This is a genomic window from Agrobacterium sp. DSM 25558 (assembly GCF_900100825.1).
Lineage (GTDB): Bacteria > Pseudomonadota > Alphaproteobacteria > Rhizobiales > Rhizobiaceae > Agrobacterium.
Window position 1 is genome coordinate 1 of sequence record NZ_FMUD01000006.1, and the last position, 18577, is coordinate 18577.

The following is an 18577-nucleotide window of genomic DNA, read 5'->3' on the forward strand; positions in this document are numbered from 1 at the left end:
AAAAGACGACATTTTGCCTCCGGCAAAAGTCGGGTAGAGGCGACAAATCCAAGGGGATTTGCGCCGGTAGAGGCGCAAACTCCAAGAGTTTGCTCTGGCGCGATAAATCCCCTCGGGATTTACGCTGAGTAAGACGACATTTTGCTATGCAAAAGTCGGGTAGAGACGCAAACTCCAAGAGTTTGCTGTGTCGGTATTTGCAATAGCAAATACCTGGTAACGCGGGGTGGAGCAGCCCGGTAGCTCGTCAGGCTCATAACCTGAAGGCCGCAGGTTCAAATCCTGCCCCCGCAACCAAAAACAAACAAATTTCAACCATCAAAAGACAGAATGCCAATCTCCTCACAATAACATTCGAGAAGACATTTGCGACGCGCATGGGGGTCGATCTTGCACGAAGCAGGGTAAATGCGAGTTTCTATACACCTTCCTCTCTTAAATATAAGCGGTGCGCGCCTTACACCTTGACGCGGTCTTCGGGACCATTTCGACAATCACGTTCGTAACAATTTTCCTCGTGCGCTCGTCGAATGGTTTAGACATACGCGGTAAAGTTCGGCCGGCATATTTCGAGACCGCGATCTGGGGGAGAAGCACTTCCGTCTGAATGCCGCCCTCGATGATGTGCGCGGGTGCGGCTGCCTGAATGACGCCGTCTTCATTTTTGACGGCATACTTCGGTCGGCGGGTGACGATGACGCGGAACTTCGCCGGTACGACGTCCAGTCGCTCCGAGACGTCTTCTCCGATCAGCACCTTCTGTTTGCCGATGTGTTCGGGCAGTTCATCCGGCTCGCTCCAGATGAGGCGCAAAGCCCTTGCGCGGTCGCGGCGGACGCTTTTCAGTATTGGCGGTACCCTTGTTCACCTTGGCTCGGATCGCCGCGATGCCGGTCTCAATTTCCTCGAAGACAAAAGCCTGCTGCTCATCATCGATGCCTTGAGATCCGAGCTTTTCCGATCGCCGGCCAAAGCGGGCACGATCGAAGGCTTTCAGGATCTGGTTCAGTCGTTCGATGAGCTCATCAGCATCGGCGTTTCTGGCTTTCAGGTCTGCGACCTCGCTCTCAAGAGCATCGGTGCTCGCTGCCTTCTCGACCATGGCAAGGACTGTGGCTTTTAGCATCTCTACATCATCCGGAAGCTGCAGATCGGGCGGCGTCATAAGGCCTACCAAAGCATATTTTACTCCGGATTTCCTGCCCTTTCAGACGGTTGATTCACTTTGCCGCAAGCATTTGCGCAACAATCTCCGGCGGCTTCACCCCCACCGAGCGCACCCGTTTCCAGTCCATGCCGTCAACGAGCGCCATGAGCTGGGCATGGTTCAGCTGGACTCGGTTGTGCCCGCGGCCAGCAGAACTGCGCCTTCTCCAACCGTTTCGAGTAGAGGCAGACCCCGGATCCATCCCACCAGACGATCTTGATCCGGTCGGCCCGTTTGGCCCGGAAGACATAAAGCGAGCCGTTAAACGGATCACTGCCAGCATCGCGCACCAGCGACAGCAGGCTGTCCGGCCCTTTGCGGAAGTCGATGGGATGGCTGGCGAGGAAGACCTTTACACCTGCCGGGATCATGCTGAGCGAACCGCTCGGATGTCACGCTGCAGATGCGCTTCTTCGACATGCCGACCGGCCCGCACGACGATACCGTCAATGTCGATCTCGACGACGGGGTCGGGGTCGGGGTCAGGTGCGACGCTCTGCGGATCAACTGCCGCTGCTGCTTGTCCAGGCTCATCACTGCCCAATAGTTCTCTACGCCAGCGGTAGAGTTGAGACGGCAAGATCCCGATCTGCCGCGCCACTGCGACAGGTTCACACCGGGCTGACAGGCCTACTCAACCGCTGTGGCCTTGAATTCGTCGGACCAGAACCGTCGCAACTGTCGCGGCGACCCGTCAAGGCGATCGGGCACCGCCTCGATCATTCGCACCAATCCAAGGCTAGCCGCAGGTCTAGACATAGATCCTCACATTGAGAGAACTCGTATGCCCGAAATTACCCTACTCAGCATCAGCCGCGCCAGATGGGGTCTCCTTGCCGCTTACGCTGCTCGTGGCACCCGGTTTTTCGAAATCTGGTTCGCCATCATGAAGCGTAAACAGGAAGCACATTGCGTTGTCGTTGAACCTTGTAAGGAGATCCGCCGTCATTTGCTCTCTCGCGGTTTTCAAGTCATCGAGGCTGGCGGGCTGTGTCATCATTCCCCAGCACTGCGAGGGAGGGCCTGAGCAACTCGTGCGGTGGCCGCCGGGAACTTGCGACATAAATCAGGATTGTCCGAAACAACGCGTCGGTCAGTCCCTTTTTCATAGAGTAGCTTTTCGTCAGACAGATCACGCGGATGCTGAAGGTCAACCGCTGCATGCAGCTTCCCGCCGAACAGATCCTAGGACGATTCGCATCTCGGCCAACCCGACCGGTGCCTCTCGCGATAGGAGAGGTCTCCACTTTCACCTGCGAGCGTCACTACTGGAGGGGCAACGCTCCTAGCAAGGTAGAATTCCATGCAAGCCCTTATCGACCTTATCACACGCGCTGGTCACTGCCAGCTGGATGTCGCGCTCTACACCCTGCTGCCGAACGAGGTCGCGACGACGATCGTCCTGCGCTTTCTTGAGGTTTACGGCGTTTTAGACAGTCTGGTCATTTGGCTTATGTTTGCTCGTCAAGTCTAGATGGCCGTATGGCGGGAAAAAAGCGAATTTATTCATCATAAATGTTTCTCGTATAACCTTCCTCCTTCAATCCTTGGGTGGAGCAATTTAATGATGAAGCACACTACGGTATCCACGCGTCTCTACACGCTTGTCGCACTGTTTCTCGTTATAATGGCCGCCGCTCTCACATTTAGTCTATTTGAGAGTTACCGTGGGTTGCAGCGGGAACGGAAGGCAGGCCTTGAGGCGATGAACCAGACGGCCGTCGCTATTCTCGAGCAATATTATCGCCTGGAGCAAAACGGCACATTGTCTCGCGAGGCCGCGCAGCAACAGGCCAAAACCACGATTGCAGCCATGCGCTACGGCAGGGGAAGCGGTTACTTCTGGATCAACGATATGGGTCCGAAAATGGTGATGCACCCTATCAAGCCTGAAATGAACGGCACTGATCTGAGTGCCAACAAGGACCCCAACGGCAAGTTCCTGTTCGTGGAATTCGTTAATACCGTCAAAACCAGTGGCAGCGGTTTCGTTGATTATTACTGGCCAAAGCCGGGTGCGGCAGACCCCGTCGAAAAATTCTCACATGTTGCCGGCTTTGCGCCATGGGGATGGGTCGTCGGCACGGGTGTCTACGTCGATGACCTCAAGGCAGCATTCTGGAGCGAAGGCTTGCTCTATGCGATCGGCTGTATTGTCTGCGGTTTGGTGGTTCTTGCCGCCGCTGCCGTTGTGGTTGGGAGCGTGACGCGCCCGATTGGCCAGATCAGGGACAGCATGAAACGAATCGCCGATGGTGATGGCCAGGCTGAGGTTCCGTTCGCGAACAGTCGCAATGAAATCGGCGCCATGGCCAACACGCTTCTGGTACTGCGCAATTCCGTCAACGAGCGCAGTGAATTGCAAGCGCGCGAGGCCGACCAGCAGCGCACATTCGAGGAAACGCGTCGCGGCAATGAACAGACGCTGCGGTCCGCTTCTGATCGTCAGGCCCATGCGATGGGCGAGATCGGCCGGGCGCTGGAAAGCCTCGCTAATGGTGATCTGACGGTTCAGTTGAAGGACATCGGCGCAGACTATGAAAAGCTGCGTTCGGATTTCAACCGTGCTGTTGGCGCATTGCATGAGGTGATCCACGCGATTGCCCACACGAGCCATGTCGTCAACGACAGCGCATCCGACATCAGCCAGGCGACGGGTAACCTCTCACGCCGTACCGAACAGCAGGCGGCGGCGCTTGAAGAAACAGCGGCCGCACTCGACGAGATCACCGCCACTGTGCGGACCGCTTCCGAGCGCGCCAACGAAGCCCGCCAGATGGTGACGGAGACCAAGGACAGCGCCGGTCGTTCCGGCGAAATCCTTCGCAATGCCGTTTCGGCCATGGGCCGCATCGAGGATTCGTCGAAAAAGATTGGCCAGATCATCGGCGTCATCGATGAGATCGCCTTCCAAACCAATCTGCTCGCGCTTAATGCCGGTGTCGAAGCGGCACGTGCGGGTGAGGCGGGTCGTGGCTTTGCTGTTGTCGCGCAGGAGGTGCGTGAACTGGCGCAGCGTTCTTCCAAAGCGGCCAAGGAGATCAAGACGCTGATCAACAGTTCTGCGGAAGAAGTGGGAGGCGGCGTCGCACTGGTGCGTTCCACCGGCGATGCGCTCAACGAGATCATGTCTCTGGTCAATCGTGTTGACGGCCACGTCAACACGATTGCAACGTCGGCCCGCGAACAGGCAACCGGGCTGCATGAAATCAACAGCTCAGTGAACCACATGGACCAGATGACCCAGCAAAATGCAGCTATGGTGGAAGAGACGACGGCCGCAAGCCAGACACTTGCGGAAGAAAGTCATCATCTGCGTTCACTGCTGTCCAGATTCCAGCTTGGGGACAAGACGGCTGGCGGCATGTCCCGCGCTGCCTGATCTGAGCCGAGATAAACCTCAACGGGCGCGACTTGCTGCGCCCGTTTGCCGTTACCGGCCATAGTTATTTAACGCCCGCGGATTTTTGGTCCAATCATAAGGTTTAGTTCTTCTAATTTTAACTGCAGCACCACCCGACTACAGGAAATGGAACTGTGTCTTTGCACGAGGGCCTAGCGCGAATTCGACGCTAACTAAAATGACATCTGGACGCGTCGTTTGAAGAGGGCCAACTTGTTCGCGGGTCAACATTCTTACTACTCATCAAAGCTTGTCTCTCAAGGCCAGTAAGGCACCGCAAATTTCCGCTATTGAGCTGGCAGCGCAAACCGGGCAGAAGCGATATTGTGATGTTGATCGGCTTCGACTGGTCGCTCTGATGTGCCATATGAAGCTTCACCACAACAATCATCAACGCCATTAACTATCGCGCTATATTTGATCGCAGAGATTAATCCATACGGCCATGAAGATCGGGCGGAAGACTCTTTCTAATCAATCCCTTCGCCGGATTTATAACTGCTGGTCGCGAGTGCTAATCCCACCAAGAGCTTAAAAGCGCTTCGAGCGGAATATCGACACTCTAGTCTGGAAATCGTCATGCAATTGCATTACTGTCTTGCAAATTGTGGGAGATAGTCATGGCTGCAAACGCTCTTGTACAAACACGCATTGATTCCGAAGTTCGGGACCGTGCTTCCGCTGTGCTGGAAAGCATGGGCCTCACGGTATCTGATGCAGTTCGTATCATGCTCACCCGGACTGCCAACGAGGGCGCGCTGCCTCTTGAACTTTTATCGGGCAGTGAAGCACATGACGCTTGGTTTCGGACCAAGGTGCTCGAAGCGTTGAACGATACTCGACCGGATTTATCGGACAACGAAGTCGAGGCGCTCTTTGCCACACGTCGAGCGGCGGCCCGCCTTAAAGCTGGTGTACCAGAAACGTGAAACTGACTTGGTCTGCGTTTGCCGTGTCGTATCGCGACGCTATTTTCTCACACATCGAGGCAGATAATTCTACAGCAGCCATATTGATCGATGAACGGATAGTAGTCGCCGCCCATCGCTTGCTCGATTTTCCTGCCAGTGGGCGCGTGGGTAGAATTGCCGTGACACGCGAACTCGTCATCAATGGTACTCCTTATGTAGCCGCCTATTTGATTACCGAGACGACAGTTCGAATTCTTCGCGTACTCCATGGCGCGCAGGAATGGCCGGAACAACTGCCGCTAAGCTGACGACTGCGTTCGCGCAGAGGCGACGGTTCGATTCCATTCAAGGCGTACCTCTAGAGACTTGGGAACATGTTTTTGCCTCAACGGATTTTTAGCGGATCAAGCTACGTGCCACCACTCTGACTGGACGCGAGTATCAACCGGTAGAGCGGAGCCGTAATTATACAGGTAACGCCTGGAATCTGGTAAGCCGAAACCTCCTTTGCACCGAGCTCCGCTGTCATCGCGCGTTCGATCGTTTTCGATCCAAATCCTGATCGCTCGACTGGCTTCACCGGGGATCCGCCTTCTCTTCGCATGCTTTTCCGCATCCAACGTCTAGGTCTTCATTCCCTACTTTTTTCTCTTCGAGCAGTTCTCGATAGGTTCTGTCAGCGTTGGGGGGGCGATGTGCAGTATCTGCGATCACCTGCGCAGTAAACGGATCCTCTTCACTAAGCCTTTCCGCATTCGAAATCACCATCAGCCCAGTGAGATCTTCACGCGTGCCATGCCCGTCGTGAATGGCTGTGCCGAAAAAAGGAGAATCACTAAATTCAATCGGCCAAAATCGCTGCTCTCCAATGCTCGTTGTTGCCGTGATGTTGCCCGCTCCTTTTCACAAGTCGTTTGCAAACACAAAAGCGTGCAACTGGTCCGAATTCTTCTTGATAGTTCGCTACGCTCATCCTTCGCGATCTCCTCGCGACCACGCCGGAAATAATTCCTTTCAACGTTAAAATATTTCATTTTTGCGCACATTCTTGAAAAATTGCTCCTCGCTGCGAATAAAACCTTTGTCTATGGTCCCGCGAAACAAGGAGCCCTCAATGTTCGCCAACGTCTTAACCAAAGTCATCGTCGGGCTTTCAATTTCGATCACGACACTGGCGGCCACGCAGGCTTCGGCTGACGCCACGCTTGATCGTATAAAGAGCCGGGGCAAGCTGACTGTTGGGGTGATCCTGTCAGGCGCGCCTTTTGGCTTTATCGATCCCAAGTCGCAGGAACAGAAGGGTTACAATGTTGATCTGGCGAAAGCGCTGGCCACCGATCTCGGTGTCGAGCTGGAAACAGTGACGGTAACCCCGCCAAACCGTGTGCAGTTTCTGCAGCAGGGCAAGGTCGATATCCTCATTGCCAACATGCAATATACCGACGAACGTGCAAAAATTCTTGATTACGTGCCGACACCTTATGACCGCGCCGGTGGCGCTGCCGTTGTGCGCAAGGATAGCGGCCTGAAGGACTGGGCTGATCTCAAGGGCAAGCCAGTTTGCATTTCGCAGGGTTCGAACTACGCCCAGCCATTGGCCGAAGAATATGGGGCCATCGTAAAGGCTCTGCCGAGCCAGCCGGAATCGCTGCTGGCGCTCCAAGGTGGTAACTGCGTTGCAGCAGTACATGTCGGAGCGACCGTGGGTTTGCTGCTTGTTGACCGCGCCGACGAATGGAAAGACTACGCCATTCCGTTCCCGAAAGAGTTGATCCCGTCCGATTCCGTGATCTGGCTCCGCAAGGACGAAGACGACACGAGGACTGCGCTCGACAATGCCGTGAAGAAGCTCCACACATCAGGCAAATTGCTCGAGATGGCAAAGGCAAACCGCTTGCTCAATACCAAGTATTTGGAGGAAGAGAACAAAAAGCTTTCTGCTGCCCAATGAGCGAAAGCCAGCGGTAAAATCTTATGAATGATTTTAATCTCACCAGCCTGTTCGTTGATCTGACGGGCAGGCTGGGTCTTAATTATGAATTTCTGGCGACGGGTTACGAAGCCCAAATTTGGCGCGATGGTTTCATTACTACGCTTTATCTTGTTGCCATCACCATTCCTGTCAGCCTGATTTTCGGATTGTTTTTCGCAGCCTGCCTGACTTCAGGCAGGCTTTGGCTGTCTGCGCCGGTGCGTGCTTTCGTGGAGCTCACGCGCAATACGCCGACGCTCGTGCAGCTCATGTTCAGCTTTCTCGTGCTCAACACATTTGTCTCCAACCTGTTTGGCGGCGCACAGAACAATCCGCTTTCACCTTTCTTCTGGGTGGTTTCCGTGGTTGGGCTGCATGTTGCGGCGTTGCACGCGGAAGCTATCCGTGGCGGCATCGAAGCCGTGCCCTCCTCGATGATCGAAGCGGCACGCGGTATGGGCTTCAGCCAGTTCGAAATCCTGCGTTTTGTACAGATACCGCTCGCTTTTCGCGCTTGCCTGCCAGCCATCGTCAACGGGCTCATCAGCCTGGTAAAATCAACAACCGTGGGCAATGCCATCGCGGTCAGCGAAATCACCTATGCATCTATTATGGTGTGGACACAGCGCGACAATGTCGTCGAGCTGATGATTGTCCTTCTCGCCTTTTTCAGCCTGATCAACTTCCTGATCGCCCGCGCCGGCTCGTGGGTGGAGCGCAGGCTCGCCATTCCCGGATATGGGTTTTGAGCATGACATACACACACGCAATCAAAACAAGCAGCCGTGTTCTGCGCTATGCCGGTTTCGTCGCCATGCCGCTGCTGGTTGTCGTATGGTCTCTCGTAGACCTGACACTTGGCAAGGAACTGCTGGACTGGATTCCCTACCTCGCTTCCGGCTTTTCGATGAATATCGTGATCGCACTCTGCGCGACTACGATCGGGACCACGGCTGGCGTTCTGCTCGGTCTCATGCAACTGGCACCTTATTGGTTTATTTGCTGGCCAGCGGCCATCTACGTCCAGATTTTTCGCAACGCGCCAGCGCTCGTGCTGATCTTCGCCACCACCTATATCTTTCCCTTTGAGATCGTCTTGTTTGGCAACTATCTGCCATTCCCCGATTGGATCAAGGCGGTAATAGGTCTTGCTATTCTTGCCAGCGCCTACATCGCAGAAATCACCCGCGGTGCCGTCGTTTCCATACCGACGACGCAGTGGGAAGCGAGCAAAGGGCTTGGCTTTTCTCGCATGCAGGCCCTGCGCTTCGTCATCCTGCCGCAGTGTGTGCGCCGCTCGCTGCCGCCATGGATGAACGTCGCCTCTTCGATTGCTATGGGCACATCGCTGGCATCCCTTGTCGGCGTTCATGAATTGATGCACGCGGCAACAGATGCCAGCACCGCCGTGCGCAGACTTGATTTCACCATCATTGCCTATGTCGCAGTGATGGCTGCCTTTTTCACGATCTGCTACCCGATCGCTCGGCTTACCCGCCGCCTAGAACAGCGCTTCAACGCGGGCTGAAGGATTTTTGACGATGACTGCATCTACAGATACCGCGATCGTAAAACTGGAAGACGTGCATCTGTCTTTCGGGAATACCCAGGTGCTCAAGGGCATAGATCTCACGGTCAACAAAGGCGACGCCGTCTCGATTATTGGCCCCTCAGGCTCGGGGAAGTCCACTCTGCTTCGCTGCATCAACGCCCTGGCTATGCCGCAAAGCGGGAGGATCACCGTAGCACGCACACGGGTCGATGAACTGACGAAGGAAAGTGAGCGCATCGAATTGCGCAAGCGGGTTGGCATCGTCTTTCAGCAGTACAATCTATTCCCGCATCTGACTGTTCTCGACAATATCGTGCTTGCTCCGACGCGCATTCTCGGTGCCAACCGCACGGCAACCGAAAAACTTGCTCGTGAATTGCTCGAAAAAGTCCGGCTGTCTGAAAAGGCTGACGCCTATCCAGGCCAGCTTTCCGGCGGCCAGCAGCAGCGCGTGGCGATTGCCCGCGCACTTGCCATGAAGCCGGAACTCGTCCTTTTCGATGAGGTGACTTCGGCGCTCGACCCTGAAACAGTCGGCGAGGTTCTATGGGTGATCCGCGACCTAATCCGCGATGGCATGACCAGCATACTCGTCACCCACGAAATGCGGTTTGCCGAGGAGATCAGCGACACGGTGGTGTTTACCGAAAATGGTCGCATAGTCGCTCACGGTTCGCCGAAGGAGATATTCCACGATTCCGACAATTCCCGTATCCGCCAGTTCGTCAGCGGCTTGTCCGGTGCCCGTGCTTCGATCCGCGATGGCGAAGGTATCTGATCATGGCCAAGACCGCATTCACAACCGCCTTTGCCAAAGCGATTGTCAAATCTGATCCGAGCAAGGATCACACTGCAATGGGCGTGGCGCGCATGGCGATTATAGATTTTCTCGCCTGCACAATCGCGGGAGCCAACGACCGCACAACGAGTGTTTTGGCGGGTGTCATCGGTGCTGATTTGCCGGGAAAGGCGATACTCGTTGGCAGCGTCAAACAAACCGATCCTCTTGTCGCAGCTGTGCTGAACGGCTATGCGGGCCACGTGCTTGATTACGACGATGTCCATGCGAGCGTGCGAGGCCATCCGACAACGGTAATTGTTCCAGCGCTGCTCGCACTCGCCGCAGAGCGAACTTTCAGCGCAGAAGCCTTCATCGCATCTTATGTCGTAGGGCTGGAAGCCATGGCGCGGTTGGGGCTTTCCCTGGGCTCTAAGCACTATGAAAATGGATTCCACGCCACCGCAACGCTGGGGCCTGTGGGTGTAGCAGCAGCAATTTGTCACCTGAACAACGCATCTGTGGAAGAGACGGCTATCGCGCTTGGCCTTGCCGCAACGCAAGCCAGCGGACTGCGCTTGCAGTTCGGTTTCGATGCGAAGCCTTATCATGCCGGCATGGCCGCAAGGTCCGGCCTGCTAGCGGCACGATTGGCAGCGGCGGGCTTCGGTGGCGCACCTGACTTTCTAGACAATCCGGTCAGCTTGTACGCCGCCTACGCTTTTGGCGCAGGACAGCCGCAATTGACGAGTGCAAACTGGGGGCGGCCATGGCAGATCGTGTTGCCGGGCTTAACGCTGAAAGCCTATCCCTGCTGCACCGCCAGCCACCCCGTCGCTTCGCTGGGTATCAACCTTCACGGTGAAGGGCTGGACGCCGAGCAAATAAACACGATCACCTTCACCTATCCGCCGGGTGCGGATGCGGCTTTGGTTGTAACGAAGCCGAGCAATGGCATTGAAGCGCGGTTCAGCGCGGAATATGTGTTCTCCGCAGCCCTGCTCGATGGCGCTTTGCGGCTTGACCATTTCGATGAACGGCCGGTCAACACGCGTATCATGGCGGTCGCCAGCCGTGCCAGCCGCCAACATGATACGTCGGCCCCGCGGATGTCGAGTGATCCGACCACGCGGTTTGTCGTGCTGGATATCGCCTTGAAAGATGGCAGCACAATCAACCGCCGCTTTGATGGCCTGCCGGGCGTTACCGATCCAACGAAAAAATTTCAAGACGCGACCGCTGGCAACTCGGCCTTTGCAGATATTCCAGACCTTGTCCGCAGCATGAGGAGCGAGGCCGATTTGGCCCAGCTTCTTTCGCTGCTTAATAAAAACTTCGTTTGACGAGAGAGTTTACCATGAGCGCCAAGAGAGAAATCCATCTGGGCCTGTTCCTTCAAGGTGCTGGGCATCACGTTTCCGGCTGGCGTCACCCGAAGGCGGAAGCAGGCAGCGAAAACTTTGATTTGTTGCGCCGCGTTTCGCAAATGGCCGAGCAGGCAAAGTTCGATATGGTTTTTCTGGCAGACGGCCTCACCAGCAGCGTGGATGCACATCCCTCGACCATCGCCCGTTTCGAACCCCTGACATTGCTAGCTGCGCTTGCGCTAGTAACAGAGAAGATTGGTCTTGCTGCAACGTCCTCTACCACCTACGGCGAGCCTTACCACACGGCACGTTCTTTCTCCTCAATCGACCATTTGAGCAATGGCCGCGCCGCCTGGAACATCGTCACGACATCCTACGCACGCACAGCAAATAATTTTTCCAAGTCGCATCCCGAGCACGACGAACGTTACGCGGTGGCCGAAGAGTTCGTCGATGTTGTACGCGGCCTGTGGGACAGCTGGGACGATGACGCCTTCGTCAAGGACAAGCAAAGCGGAGTATACGCCGACCCGGACAAGGTTCATATCCTTGACCACGAGGGCAAATATTATTCGGTCAAAGGCCCGCTCAACATTCCGCGTTCGCCACAGGGCCATCCGATCCTCATTCAGGCCGGTTCCTCGGGCCCCGGTCAGGATCTGGCCGCCCGTACGGCCGACGTAGTGTTCACCGCCCAGCAAAGCCTCGCAGAAGCTCAAGCGTTCTACAAAAGCCTGAAATCTCGCGTCGAAAAATTCGGTCGCCAGGCCGATGACGTCGCCGTCATGCCGGGCTTCCTGCCGGTCGTCGGTCGTACCGCCAAAGAAGCTGCAGAAAAACTTGCTGAACTCGACCAGTGGACAGAGCTGAAAAGCGCCATGCCGCTTCTCGAAGAGCGCATTGGCCACAGACTTGGCGAATACGATCCCGATAGTCTATTGCCGGATTTGCCGATCTCCGACCAGTTGCGCAGCCGGGCCGAACTTCTGACCGCGCTGGCACGCCGCGAAAACCTGACGATCCGCCAGTTGGCTCTGCGGGTGGCTGCCGGTCGAGGCCACCATATCGTCTTTGGCACGCCAGTCGAAATTGCCGACCGCATGCAAGAATGGTTCGAAGGCCGCGCCGCTGACGGCTTCAACGTCATGCCACCGTTCTTCCCGGAAGGGCTTGAGGATTTCACGGAGCTTGTCGTCCCGATCCTTCAGGAAAGGGGTCTGTTCCGCACGGAATACGAGGGGTCAACGCTACGCGATCATCTCGGTCTAGCGCGCCCGCCGCTCTAACGAATCCAACCCAGCCGACGACATCAATGCCGATGGCGTTGGCTGTGGTGCCGGTCTCGCATCAGTGAGGCTGGTCGTCATTGATTTGATAAGTCCAACCAACCTCCACCACGGATAACCATTAGTCAACTCGGCAACGTAACGCCGTAGGGAGCCTTCAGGATAAATAATACGCGCACTGCTGTCGCTAGCGCGTGTTCTTGAGGATTGCATTTACGATCCAGTCGCGCTGCAGCCCGCGTCGATCCACTGGATGCCGCAACCGATATCAGAACGGCAACCAGTGCGATTATCATCTTTGTTTCGAACGCTGAAATTCCTGACGAATAGCAAGATCGCCCAGTTCACTAGCTCTTTTGGCACCCGCCATTGCAGAAGCGCCAATCAGCGTCACCAATGTCACGGGAAAGCCGGCACCCGGCGACGCCTCCGGCACCAGCACTTCGCGAACGATTGACCAGCTTTGCCGCCCACAGTGCGAACAGCCTCGATCAACGAGTGATCTATCTCGCGCATGGAACTGGAATACAGGCATAACAAGGAATGACTGAGATAGAAAGCAATACGATTACGTCCAGGTGACGCCTTAAAAAGCCGAGTAGTGTTAGAACATTAAGCGCGCGAATAGGGTGACACAAGTTCAGATTCCTTCAAGGCGAGCAAATCGAAATGCAGTTTCGCGATTGGACACGCGTGAACAATCTACGCGATCATACCACTACTTAAACGACCGCATCCTCAACGGCAGCAAGGCCGCGCCGATGGCGGCAGGATCGCCTGCGGTCTCTCGGAGAACCAATTTGGCCTCCTGTGGGCCGACGCCGTAGCGATGTTCTCGCTCTGAGGGCATGTGGACGCGGGCGATCATCATCTTGCCGAGCTTTCTCGGCAACTGCCCTCCGAAGACGATGGCTTGAGGATCGATGACTGCGATGAGACTGGCAACCAATCGGTCCACCTGAGGCATTGTGTGACCAAGCCACTCTTCCACGCCGGGCCAGGTTGGATCAAATTTCTGATAGAGCGCTTCGATAGACTGTATGTCAACGCCATTCCTTTGCAGTGTTTCAATCAGATATTGCAGTGCGGGCCTCTTGGGAGATTCGTCCGGATTATAGATACCGCTGAATTCGCCAGCATTGCCGAAAAAGCCGTGAAATGGCTGGCCACCCAGAACAAGCCCTCCGCCAAAACCGTAATTGAAGGAAAGATAGGCAAAGGTCTGGCACCATGAGCCTACGCCGCGTAGGCTTTCACCGATCGCCCCGGTTGTGGCATTGTTTTCAAGCCAGACCGGCAGGCGGAACCTGTCTTCAAGTATTGGTTTCAGATTTATCAGCGACCAGTCTCGTAAGGGCTCTGGCGCATTAAAGGCGCGGTCTTGCGATACAAAAAATCCTGACATCGAGAAGCCAAGCCCAATCAGCTTTTCGCGTGGGACGCCGTGGTTCCCGAGCAAGCGTTCCAAGGCGGGAGAGAGTGCGGCTAGTGTTTTCTCCCGGTCGCTTGGGAGTATGTTCAGCTTTTCTTCGACCACGATGTCGCAGCGGAAATCAGCGATGCAGATCACAACAGAATCGGTGTTGATGGAAATGCCAAGAGAATAGGATGCTTCCGGCACCAGTTCAATGTTGGGGCTCGGCTGGCCTCGGGTGCCTTTCGGCGCAGCCCCAGTGCGCAGAAACCCGCGCTGCAGCAACCCTTCAATCAGACGATGCACCGATTGCTGCGTCAGGTTCGTATGGCCAGTGATCGATGCCCGAGAGATTGGACCATGGCGGCGGACGATATCCAGAATGAGGCGTTCGTTCTCGCTGGCCAGCGGCTGGCGATCATAGATGGAGCGCGGGTTTTGATCGATGGTCATGGACTTTGGATAGCGGCTCAACGGGGTGGTCGCAACCAGCGCACGCGCTTGTAAAAGCATTTTTCACTGGACTGTCACAAATATTACACCTTAAGTGTATTAATTGGAGCCAGTGAACACCGGGTCCCTAGGAGGAGCTACCAATGCCTATGAAATCCATTGCGATTGCCGCGCTCGCGCTGGCGATGACGGCAGCGCCTTGCCTGTCGGCAGAAACGAATATGAAAAACCTCGACTTCGATCTTGCCAAAGTTACGCGCGAGAATTTCTACGAAATCGTGGTTCCCGCTGCCAAAGCAGAAGGAACAGTCACCATGTATAATTTTGCGGGAAGCTTCGCAGATACATGGAAGGAGCTGATCACCCGGTTCGAAACAAAATACGGTATCGAGGTTGCTTACAGTGATGTGAAAGGCGACCAGGCAAATCAGCAGTTGATCGCGGTTCAGTCAGCCGGGCAGGACTCTCCCGTGGATGCTTATTTCGCCGGCGGTGGTGGTTATCCCTTGCTGTCGACCAAAGGTGTGGTGGGCAATATTCCGCTGACGAAAATACTGCCCAATATGACCAATTACGATCCGCTCCTTGCCGAGACCGTTTTCGGAAAGCCGCATGGCGGCAGCTTTCCGCTGGTCCACCTCAACCAGACGGCGATTGGTTATGACTCAGCCTTCGTGAAGGTGCAGGACGTGCCCAAGAGCTTTGATGATCTTCTTGCATGGGCTGAAAAGAACCCTAAGCGACTTGGTGTGACACTGCCTGCGAAGGGCGGATCGGGCAGCGGGTTCATCTACTCCGTTGCTCTCAACTATCTGAGCGGTGAATGCCGCAAGCAACTGACCGATTACAACAAGACTCTCCAGCAGGCCCAGGACTGGGCGATGACATCCGATTGCCTCCAACCTGTCTGGGATTATTACCGTCGTCTGCTTGCTGTCGCGGAATTGACGAACGGCAACGCCGATACGCTGAACCTGATCAACAACCAGCAGCTCTACATGGGCACGGTCTGGGAGGATCAGGTGATGAGCTTCCTCGGCACCAAGCAATTGCCGGAAACCTTCCGTCTGACGCTGCTTGAAAAAGGTCAGGTCGGCTCCGGCGACGCGATCTTCGTTCCCGCCAACGCCAAACATGTCGCCTCCGCGCTGCTGCTGATCGATATGGCGATGAGCAGGGAGTTCCAGCTTTGGAAGCTGGAAAACAAGGCTTCACGCTCCCCACGTCTGGATGTGACCAACGATTTGATGCCCGAGGCAACGCAGGTGCATGTCCTTCCAAAGGATGTCTATCCGAGGCTTTCCGTTCCGGCATTCTGGGACATGTCGACAGCTCTTGCCGAAGCACTCGATGAAAAAGTGTTGAATCAGTAACGACGTCTTGAACAGCAGGCCATTGGCTTTTTTCTGAAAGTCCGTGGCCCTGCGACGTAGGGAACAGGGAAGGAGTATCGTCGTGAGCGAACTTGAAATCCGCGATATCACCAAGGATTATGGCGCAAGCCGTGCCCTTCATCCAGTGTCCATCAATGTGGAGCGTGGTGAATTCGTCACCATTCTCGGCCCCTCGGGTTGTGGAAAATCGACGCTGCTGCGTATTCTCATGGGCATCAGCGAACAGTCCGGTGGTGAAGTATGGCTGGGTGGCAAGCGTATCGATACAGCCCCGCCAGAAGCGCGGGACGTTGCCATGGTCTTTCAGTCCTATGCACTGTTTCCGCATATGTCGGTCGCGAAAAACCTCGGCTTCGGTTTGCGTATGAAAAAGATCGCTAAGGATGAACGCGCGCGTCGCATCTCCCACGCGCTGGAGATCTGCAATCTTTCCGGCCTTACTGACCGGATGCCGCGACAATTGTCGGGCGGGCAGCAGCAGCGTGTGGCGCTTGCACGCGCGATTGTCATGCAGCCCAGTCTGCTGCTGTTCGATGAACCCCTTTCCAACCTCGATGCGAAATTGCGGGAGACGTTGCGTCATGAACTGACGCAACTCCACCGGCGGATTGGTGCCACAAGTATCTATGTGACGCATGATCAAGCGGAGGCCATGGCCATGTCAGACCGGATCGTGGTCATGAATGCCGGGCGGGTGGTGGAGGTGGGAACGCCGCTTGAGCTTTATCGTGCGCCCAAACACGCTTTTACCGCAGGTTTCCTTGGTCAGACCAACCTGCTCCACGTCAATGCCGATGGAATGCAGGCGCAGTTGCCGTGGGATCAATCCGTCAAACTCGACAAGGCGGCCATCGGGCCAGCGCAGATTTCAGTGCGCCCGGAGAACATAACGATTACAGCCGACGAGACAGGTGCCGGTACGGTTTCTGCCGTTTCCTTTATGGGTGCCAATGCACTTTATTCGGTGGAGATCGGTCAGACGGAGGTCCGTGTCAGCCAATCCGGTGCAGACTATCTGATCGACGCGGGACGCAGCGTATCGCTCCAGTTTCCTGGTGTCGTGCACCTGCTAGACGAGGGCCCGATGAAGGAGGCCGCATAATGCAGGGACTTCTTCGCGACCGGCGCGTTCAACTGCTTGTCCTGTTGGCACCCGGTGTCGGTTATCTCATCGTCTTTTTCGGCGGGCCGCTTCTATCGGCGCTGCTCGGCAGCTTCCGGCTCGAGGATGGCAGTTTCACCTTGTCGCTTTACGAGCGGATTTTCACGCGGCCTTCCATGATCCGCGGTTTGAGGACCTCGATTTATTACGGCGTCATGCCGGTCATTGTTTCGCTTGTCGTCTCGGTGCCGCTGGCGCTTCTGATTAGTAAAAGCTTCATCGGTCGCAAGCTGTTCAGCGGACTTTACAAGCTGCCAATGGCTGTGCCTGGCATCATCGTCGGCTTGATGATCATCGTCGTCTTCGAACGCGGCGGGTTTATGGATCGTCTCGTCGCGCCGCTGGGGCTGGAATTGCCGAAACTTGTGCGCGACGACTGGGGTATTGGCGTCATTCTTGCCAGTGTCTGGAAACAGATCCCATTCATGACGCTCATCATCACAACTGCCTTCGCCGCTATTCCTGAAGACATCAGATATGCGTCGCGCACAATGGGTGCCTCCCGTTTCAAGACCTTTATCTTTGTTGAGGTCCCGCTTGCCATGCCCGGCATCACGGCCGCTATTCTTCTCACATTCATCGGGTCAATGGGGTCCTACGCCATCCCCGATATTGTCGGGCCACCGACAGCTCGTCCGCTTTCGGTCTTGATGGTGCAGGAGTTCAATCAGGGCCGCTTCAATCAGGTCTATGCAATGGGAATGGTTTTGAGCCTCTTCGCAGTCGTTGTCCTGCTCGCGTATTATACGCTGACGTCTCGCATCGGCCAGACCCGGGAAAATGCCCAATGAGCGCCGTAGTAACAAACGCGATCGCCATTCCTCGCCGCCGGATATTCCAAAAAGAAGATCGACTTTGGGTCTCGATAGGACTTTACACGACGCTGGGGCTGGCCATCGCCGTCCCGCTTGCGCTTATGTTCCTGTGGAGCATAGCCGACGGCTGGTCGCCGCCGCTTGTGATACCCAAAGATTACACGATGCAACGCTGGACAAGCGTTCTGGGGGATTCCAATCTTATACAGGCTGCCTTGAATAGCATCGTGATCGCCATCGTCGTCACGTTCGCAACAGCCGCAATCGCCCTGCCAACCGCCTGGGCCATGGCACGGTTTCCTTTCCGCCTGAAGCGGATGGTGGAAATCTTCATCCTTGCGCCGATCATCATTCCGGGCCTCGTCGTTGCCGTGGGTATCGGACAGGTTTTTCTTGTGCTGGGTCTTGCGTACTCAGTGCCAGGGGTCATCCTCGTCCAAATCGTTGGCACCCTGCCACTGATGATCCGTTTGATGACGGCGGCGCTTGAAACCATTCCCGACGATCTGATCCACGCCGCGCGCTCGCTTGGTGCAGGCGCGGTCGGCATCGTCAGCCACATCATCCTGCCGCTTGCCATACCCGGCCTACTTGCCGGTGGCCTCATGTCGTTCATCGGCAGCTTCGAGGAGTTCGACAAGTCCTTCATCGTCGGCGCCCCCGTCGTCCAGACGCTGCCGATCAAGCTCTACATGTATCTTGATCCCTATTCGATGCAGCTTCCGCTTGCCTCTATCGTGTCCTTCATCCTGCTTCTTCCCGCACTCATGGTCTTCGTCATTGCCGGTCGCATTCTGCGTGATGATCTGATGGCGGCGGGCATGGGCAAAATCTGATCTCACCTCAACGCCTGATCTCAACAT

At 55.8% G+C, this 18577-nt stretch carries 18 protein-coding genes, 1 tRNA gene and 2 pseudogenes; 15 read left to right on the forward strand and 6 right to left on the reverse strand.

Translation table 11 applies throughout. From position 1 onward, the window contains the following. Positions 1-220: 220 nt before the first annotated feature. Positions 221-297, forward strand: a tRNA-Met gene (locus tag DSM25558_RS06910). Positions 298-561: 264 nt separating this feature from the next. On the opposite strand, the pseudogene DSM25558_RS06915 reads toward DSM25558_RS06910, so the two are convergent. The 4 genes and pseudogenes from DSM25558_RS06915 to DSM25558_RS28765 form a co-directional block, all read right to left on the reverse strand. Continuing rightward, positions 562-1165: pseudogene (locus DSM25558_RS06915) on the reverse strand (IS66 family transposase zinc-finger binding domain-containing protein); the annotation flags it as partial. A 134-nt stretch (positions 1166-1299) separates the two neighbouring features. Beyond that, positions 1300-1578, reverse strand: a complete 279-nt coding sequence (gene tnpB / locus DSM25558_RS06920; protein ID WP_077103169.1) for an IS66 family insertion sequence element accessory protein TnpB — start codon at positions 1576-1578, stop codon at positions 1300-1302. Then, entirely contained in the window at positions 1575-1787 is a 213-nt protein-coding gene (locus DSM25558_RS28160) for a hypothetical protein (RefSeq protein ID WP_159442477.1), read from the reverse strand. The genes tnpB and DSM25558_RS28160 overlap by 4 nt, the downstream gene beginning before the upstream one ends. A gap of 219 nt (positions 1788-2006) precedes the next feature. Continuing rightward, on the reverse strand, positions 2007-2156 hold the full coding sequence (locus tag DSM25558_RS28765; protein ID WP_159442478.1) for a hypothetical protein: 150 nt from the start codon (positions 2154-2156) through the stop codon (positions 2007-2009). Positions 2157-2510: 354 nt separating this feature from the next. Between DSM25558_RS28765 and DSM25558_RS28770 the strand changes: the two genes are divergently transcribed. From DSM25558_RS28770 to DSM25558_RS06975, 10 genes are all read left to right on the forward strand, one after another. Beyond that, positions 2511-2681: a hypothetical protein gene (locus DSM25558_RS28770; protein ID WP_159442479.1), complete on the forward strand. Its 171-nt coding sequence runs from the start codon at positions 2511-2513 to the stop codon at positions 2679-2681. 93 nt (positions 2682-2774) lie between these two features. Further along, entirely contained in the window at positions 2775-4589 is a 1815-nt protein-coding gene (locus DSM25558_RS06930) for a methyl-accepting chemotaxis protein (RefSeq protein ID WP_077103466.1), read from the forward strand. Positions 4590-5230: 641 nt separating this feature from the next. Then, positions 5231-5539, forward strand: coding sequence for a type II toxin-antitoxin system RelB/DinJ family antitoxin (locus DSM25558_RS06935; RefSeq protein ID WP_077103172.1), 309 nt, complete (start codon positions 5231-5233; stop codon positions 5537-5539). Beyond that, positions 5536-5829, forward strand: coding sequence for a type II toxin-antitoxin system RelE/ParE family toxin (locus tag DSM25558_RS06940; RefSeq protein ID WP_077103174.1), 294 nt, complete (start codon positions 5536-5538; stop codon positions 5827-5829). Before DSM25558_RS06935 ends, DSM25558_RS06940 begins: the two co-directional genes overlap by 4 nt. 806 nt (positions 5830-6635) lie before the next feature. Continuing rightward, positions 6636-7472 (forward strand): transporter substrate-binding domain-containing protein, encoded by an 837-nt coding sequence (locus DSM25558_RS06950; protein WP_077103178.1) that lies wholly within the window; start codon positions 6636-6638, stop codon positions 7470-7472. A 23-nt stretch (positions 7473-7495) separates the two neighbouring features. Beyond that, positions 7496-8242, forward strand: a complete 747-nt coding sequence (locus tag DSM25558_RS06955) for an amino acid ABC transporter permease (protein ID WP_077103180.1) — start codon at positions 7496-7498, stop codon at positions 8240-8242. Between the two features lie 65 nt (positions 8243-8307). Further along, on the forward strand, positions 8308-9021 hold the full coding sequence (locus tag DSM25558_RS06960) for an amino acid ABC transporter permease (protein ID WP_244554138.1): 714 nt from the start codon (positions 8308-8310) through the stop codon (positions 9019-9021). A 13-nt stretch (positions 9022-9034) separates the two neighbouring features. Further along, entirely contained in the window at positions 9035-9823 is a 789-nt protein-coding gene (locus tag DSM25558_RS06965; protein WP_077103184.1) for an amino acid ABC transporter ATP-binding protein, read from the forward strand. A gap of 2 nt (positions 9824-9825) precedes the next feature. Then, positions 9826-11166: an MmgE/PrpD family protein gene (locus DSM25558_RS06970; RefSeq protein ID WP_077103185.1), complete on the forward strand. Its 1341-nt coding sequence runs from the start codon at positions 9826-9828 to the stop codon at positions 11164-11166. Between the two features lie 14 nt (positions 11167-11180). After that, entirely contained in the window at positions 11181-12476 is a 1296-nt protein-coding gene (locus DSM25558_RS06975) for an LLM class flavin-dependent oxidoreductase (protein WP_077103187.1), read from the forward strand. Positions 12477-12688: 212 nt separating this feature from the next. On the opposite strand, the pseudogene DSM25558_RS29215 reads toward DSM25558_RS06975, so the two are convergent. Next, positions 12689-12995, reverse strand: a pseudogene (locus tag DSM25558_RS29215) (ABC transporter permease); the annotation flags it as partial. Positions 12996-13194: 199 nt separating this feature from the next. Next, positions 13195-14343 carry an ROK family transcriptional regulator gene (locus DSM25558_RS06980; protein ID WP_077103468.1) on the reverse strand — a complete coding sequence of 383 codons (1149 nt, stop codon included), beginning with the start codon at positions 14341-14343 and terminating at the stop codon, positions 13195-13197. A gap of 143 nt (positions 14344-14486) precedes the next feature. Between DSM25558_RS06980 and DSM25558_RS06985 the strand changes: the two genes are divergently transcribed. The 4 genes from DSM25558_RS06985 (at position 14487) to DSM25558_RS07000 (ending at position 18550) form a co-directional block, all read left to right on the forward strand. Further along, positions 14487-15716, forward strand: coding sequence for an ABC transporter substrate-binding protein (locus tag DSM25558_RS06985; RefSeq protein ID WP_077103189.1), 1230 nt, complete (start codon positions 14487-14489; stop codon positions 15714-15716). An 82-nt stretch (positions 15717-15798) separates the two neighbouring features. Then, complete coding sequence (locus DSM25558_RS06990) at positions 15799-16839, forward strand: ABC transporter ATP-binding protein (protein WP_077103191.1); 1041 nt, start codon at positions 15799-15801, stop codon at positions 16837-16839. Beyond that, positions 16839-17690, forward strand: coding sequence for an ABC transporter permease (locus DSM25558_RS06995; protein ID WP_077103192.1), 852 nt, complete (start codon positions 16839-16841; stop codon positions 17688-17690). The genes DSM25558_RS06990 and DSM25558_RS06995 overlap by 1 nt, the downstream gene beginning before the upstream one ends. Then, positions 17687-18550 (forward strand): ABC transporter permease, encoded by an 864-nt coding sequence (locus DSM25558_RS07000; RefSeq protein WP_077103194.1) that lies wholly within the window; start codon positions 17687-17689, stop codon positions 18548-18550. The genes DSM25558_RS06995 and DSM25558_RS07000 overlap by 4 nt, the downstream gene beginning before the upstream one ends. Positions 18551-18577: the final 27 nt, after the last annotated feature.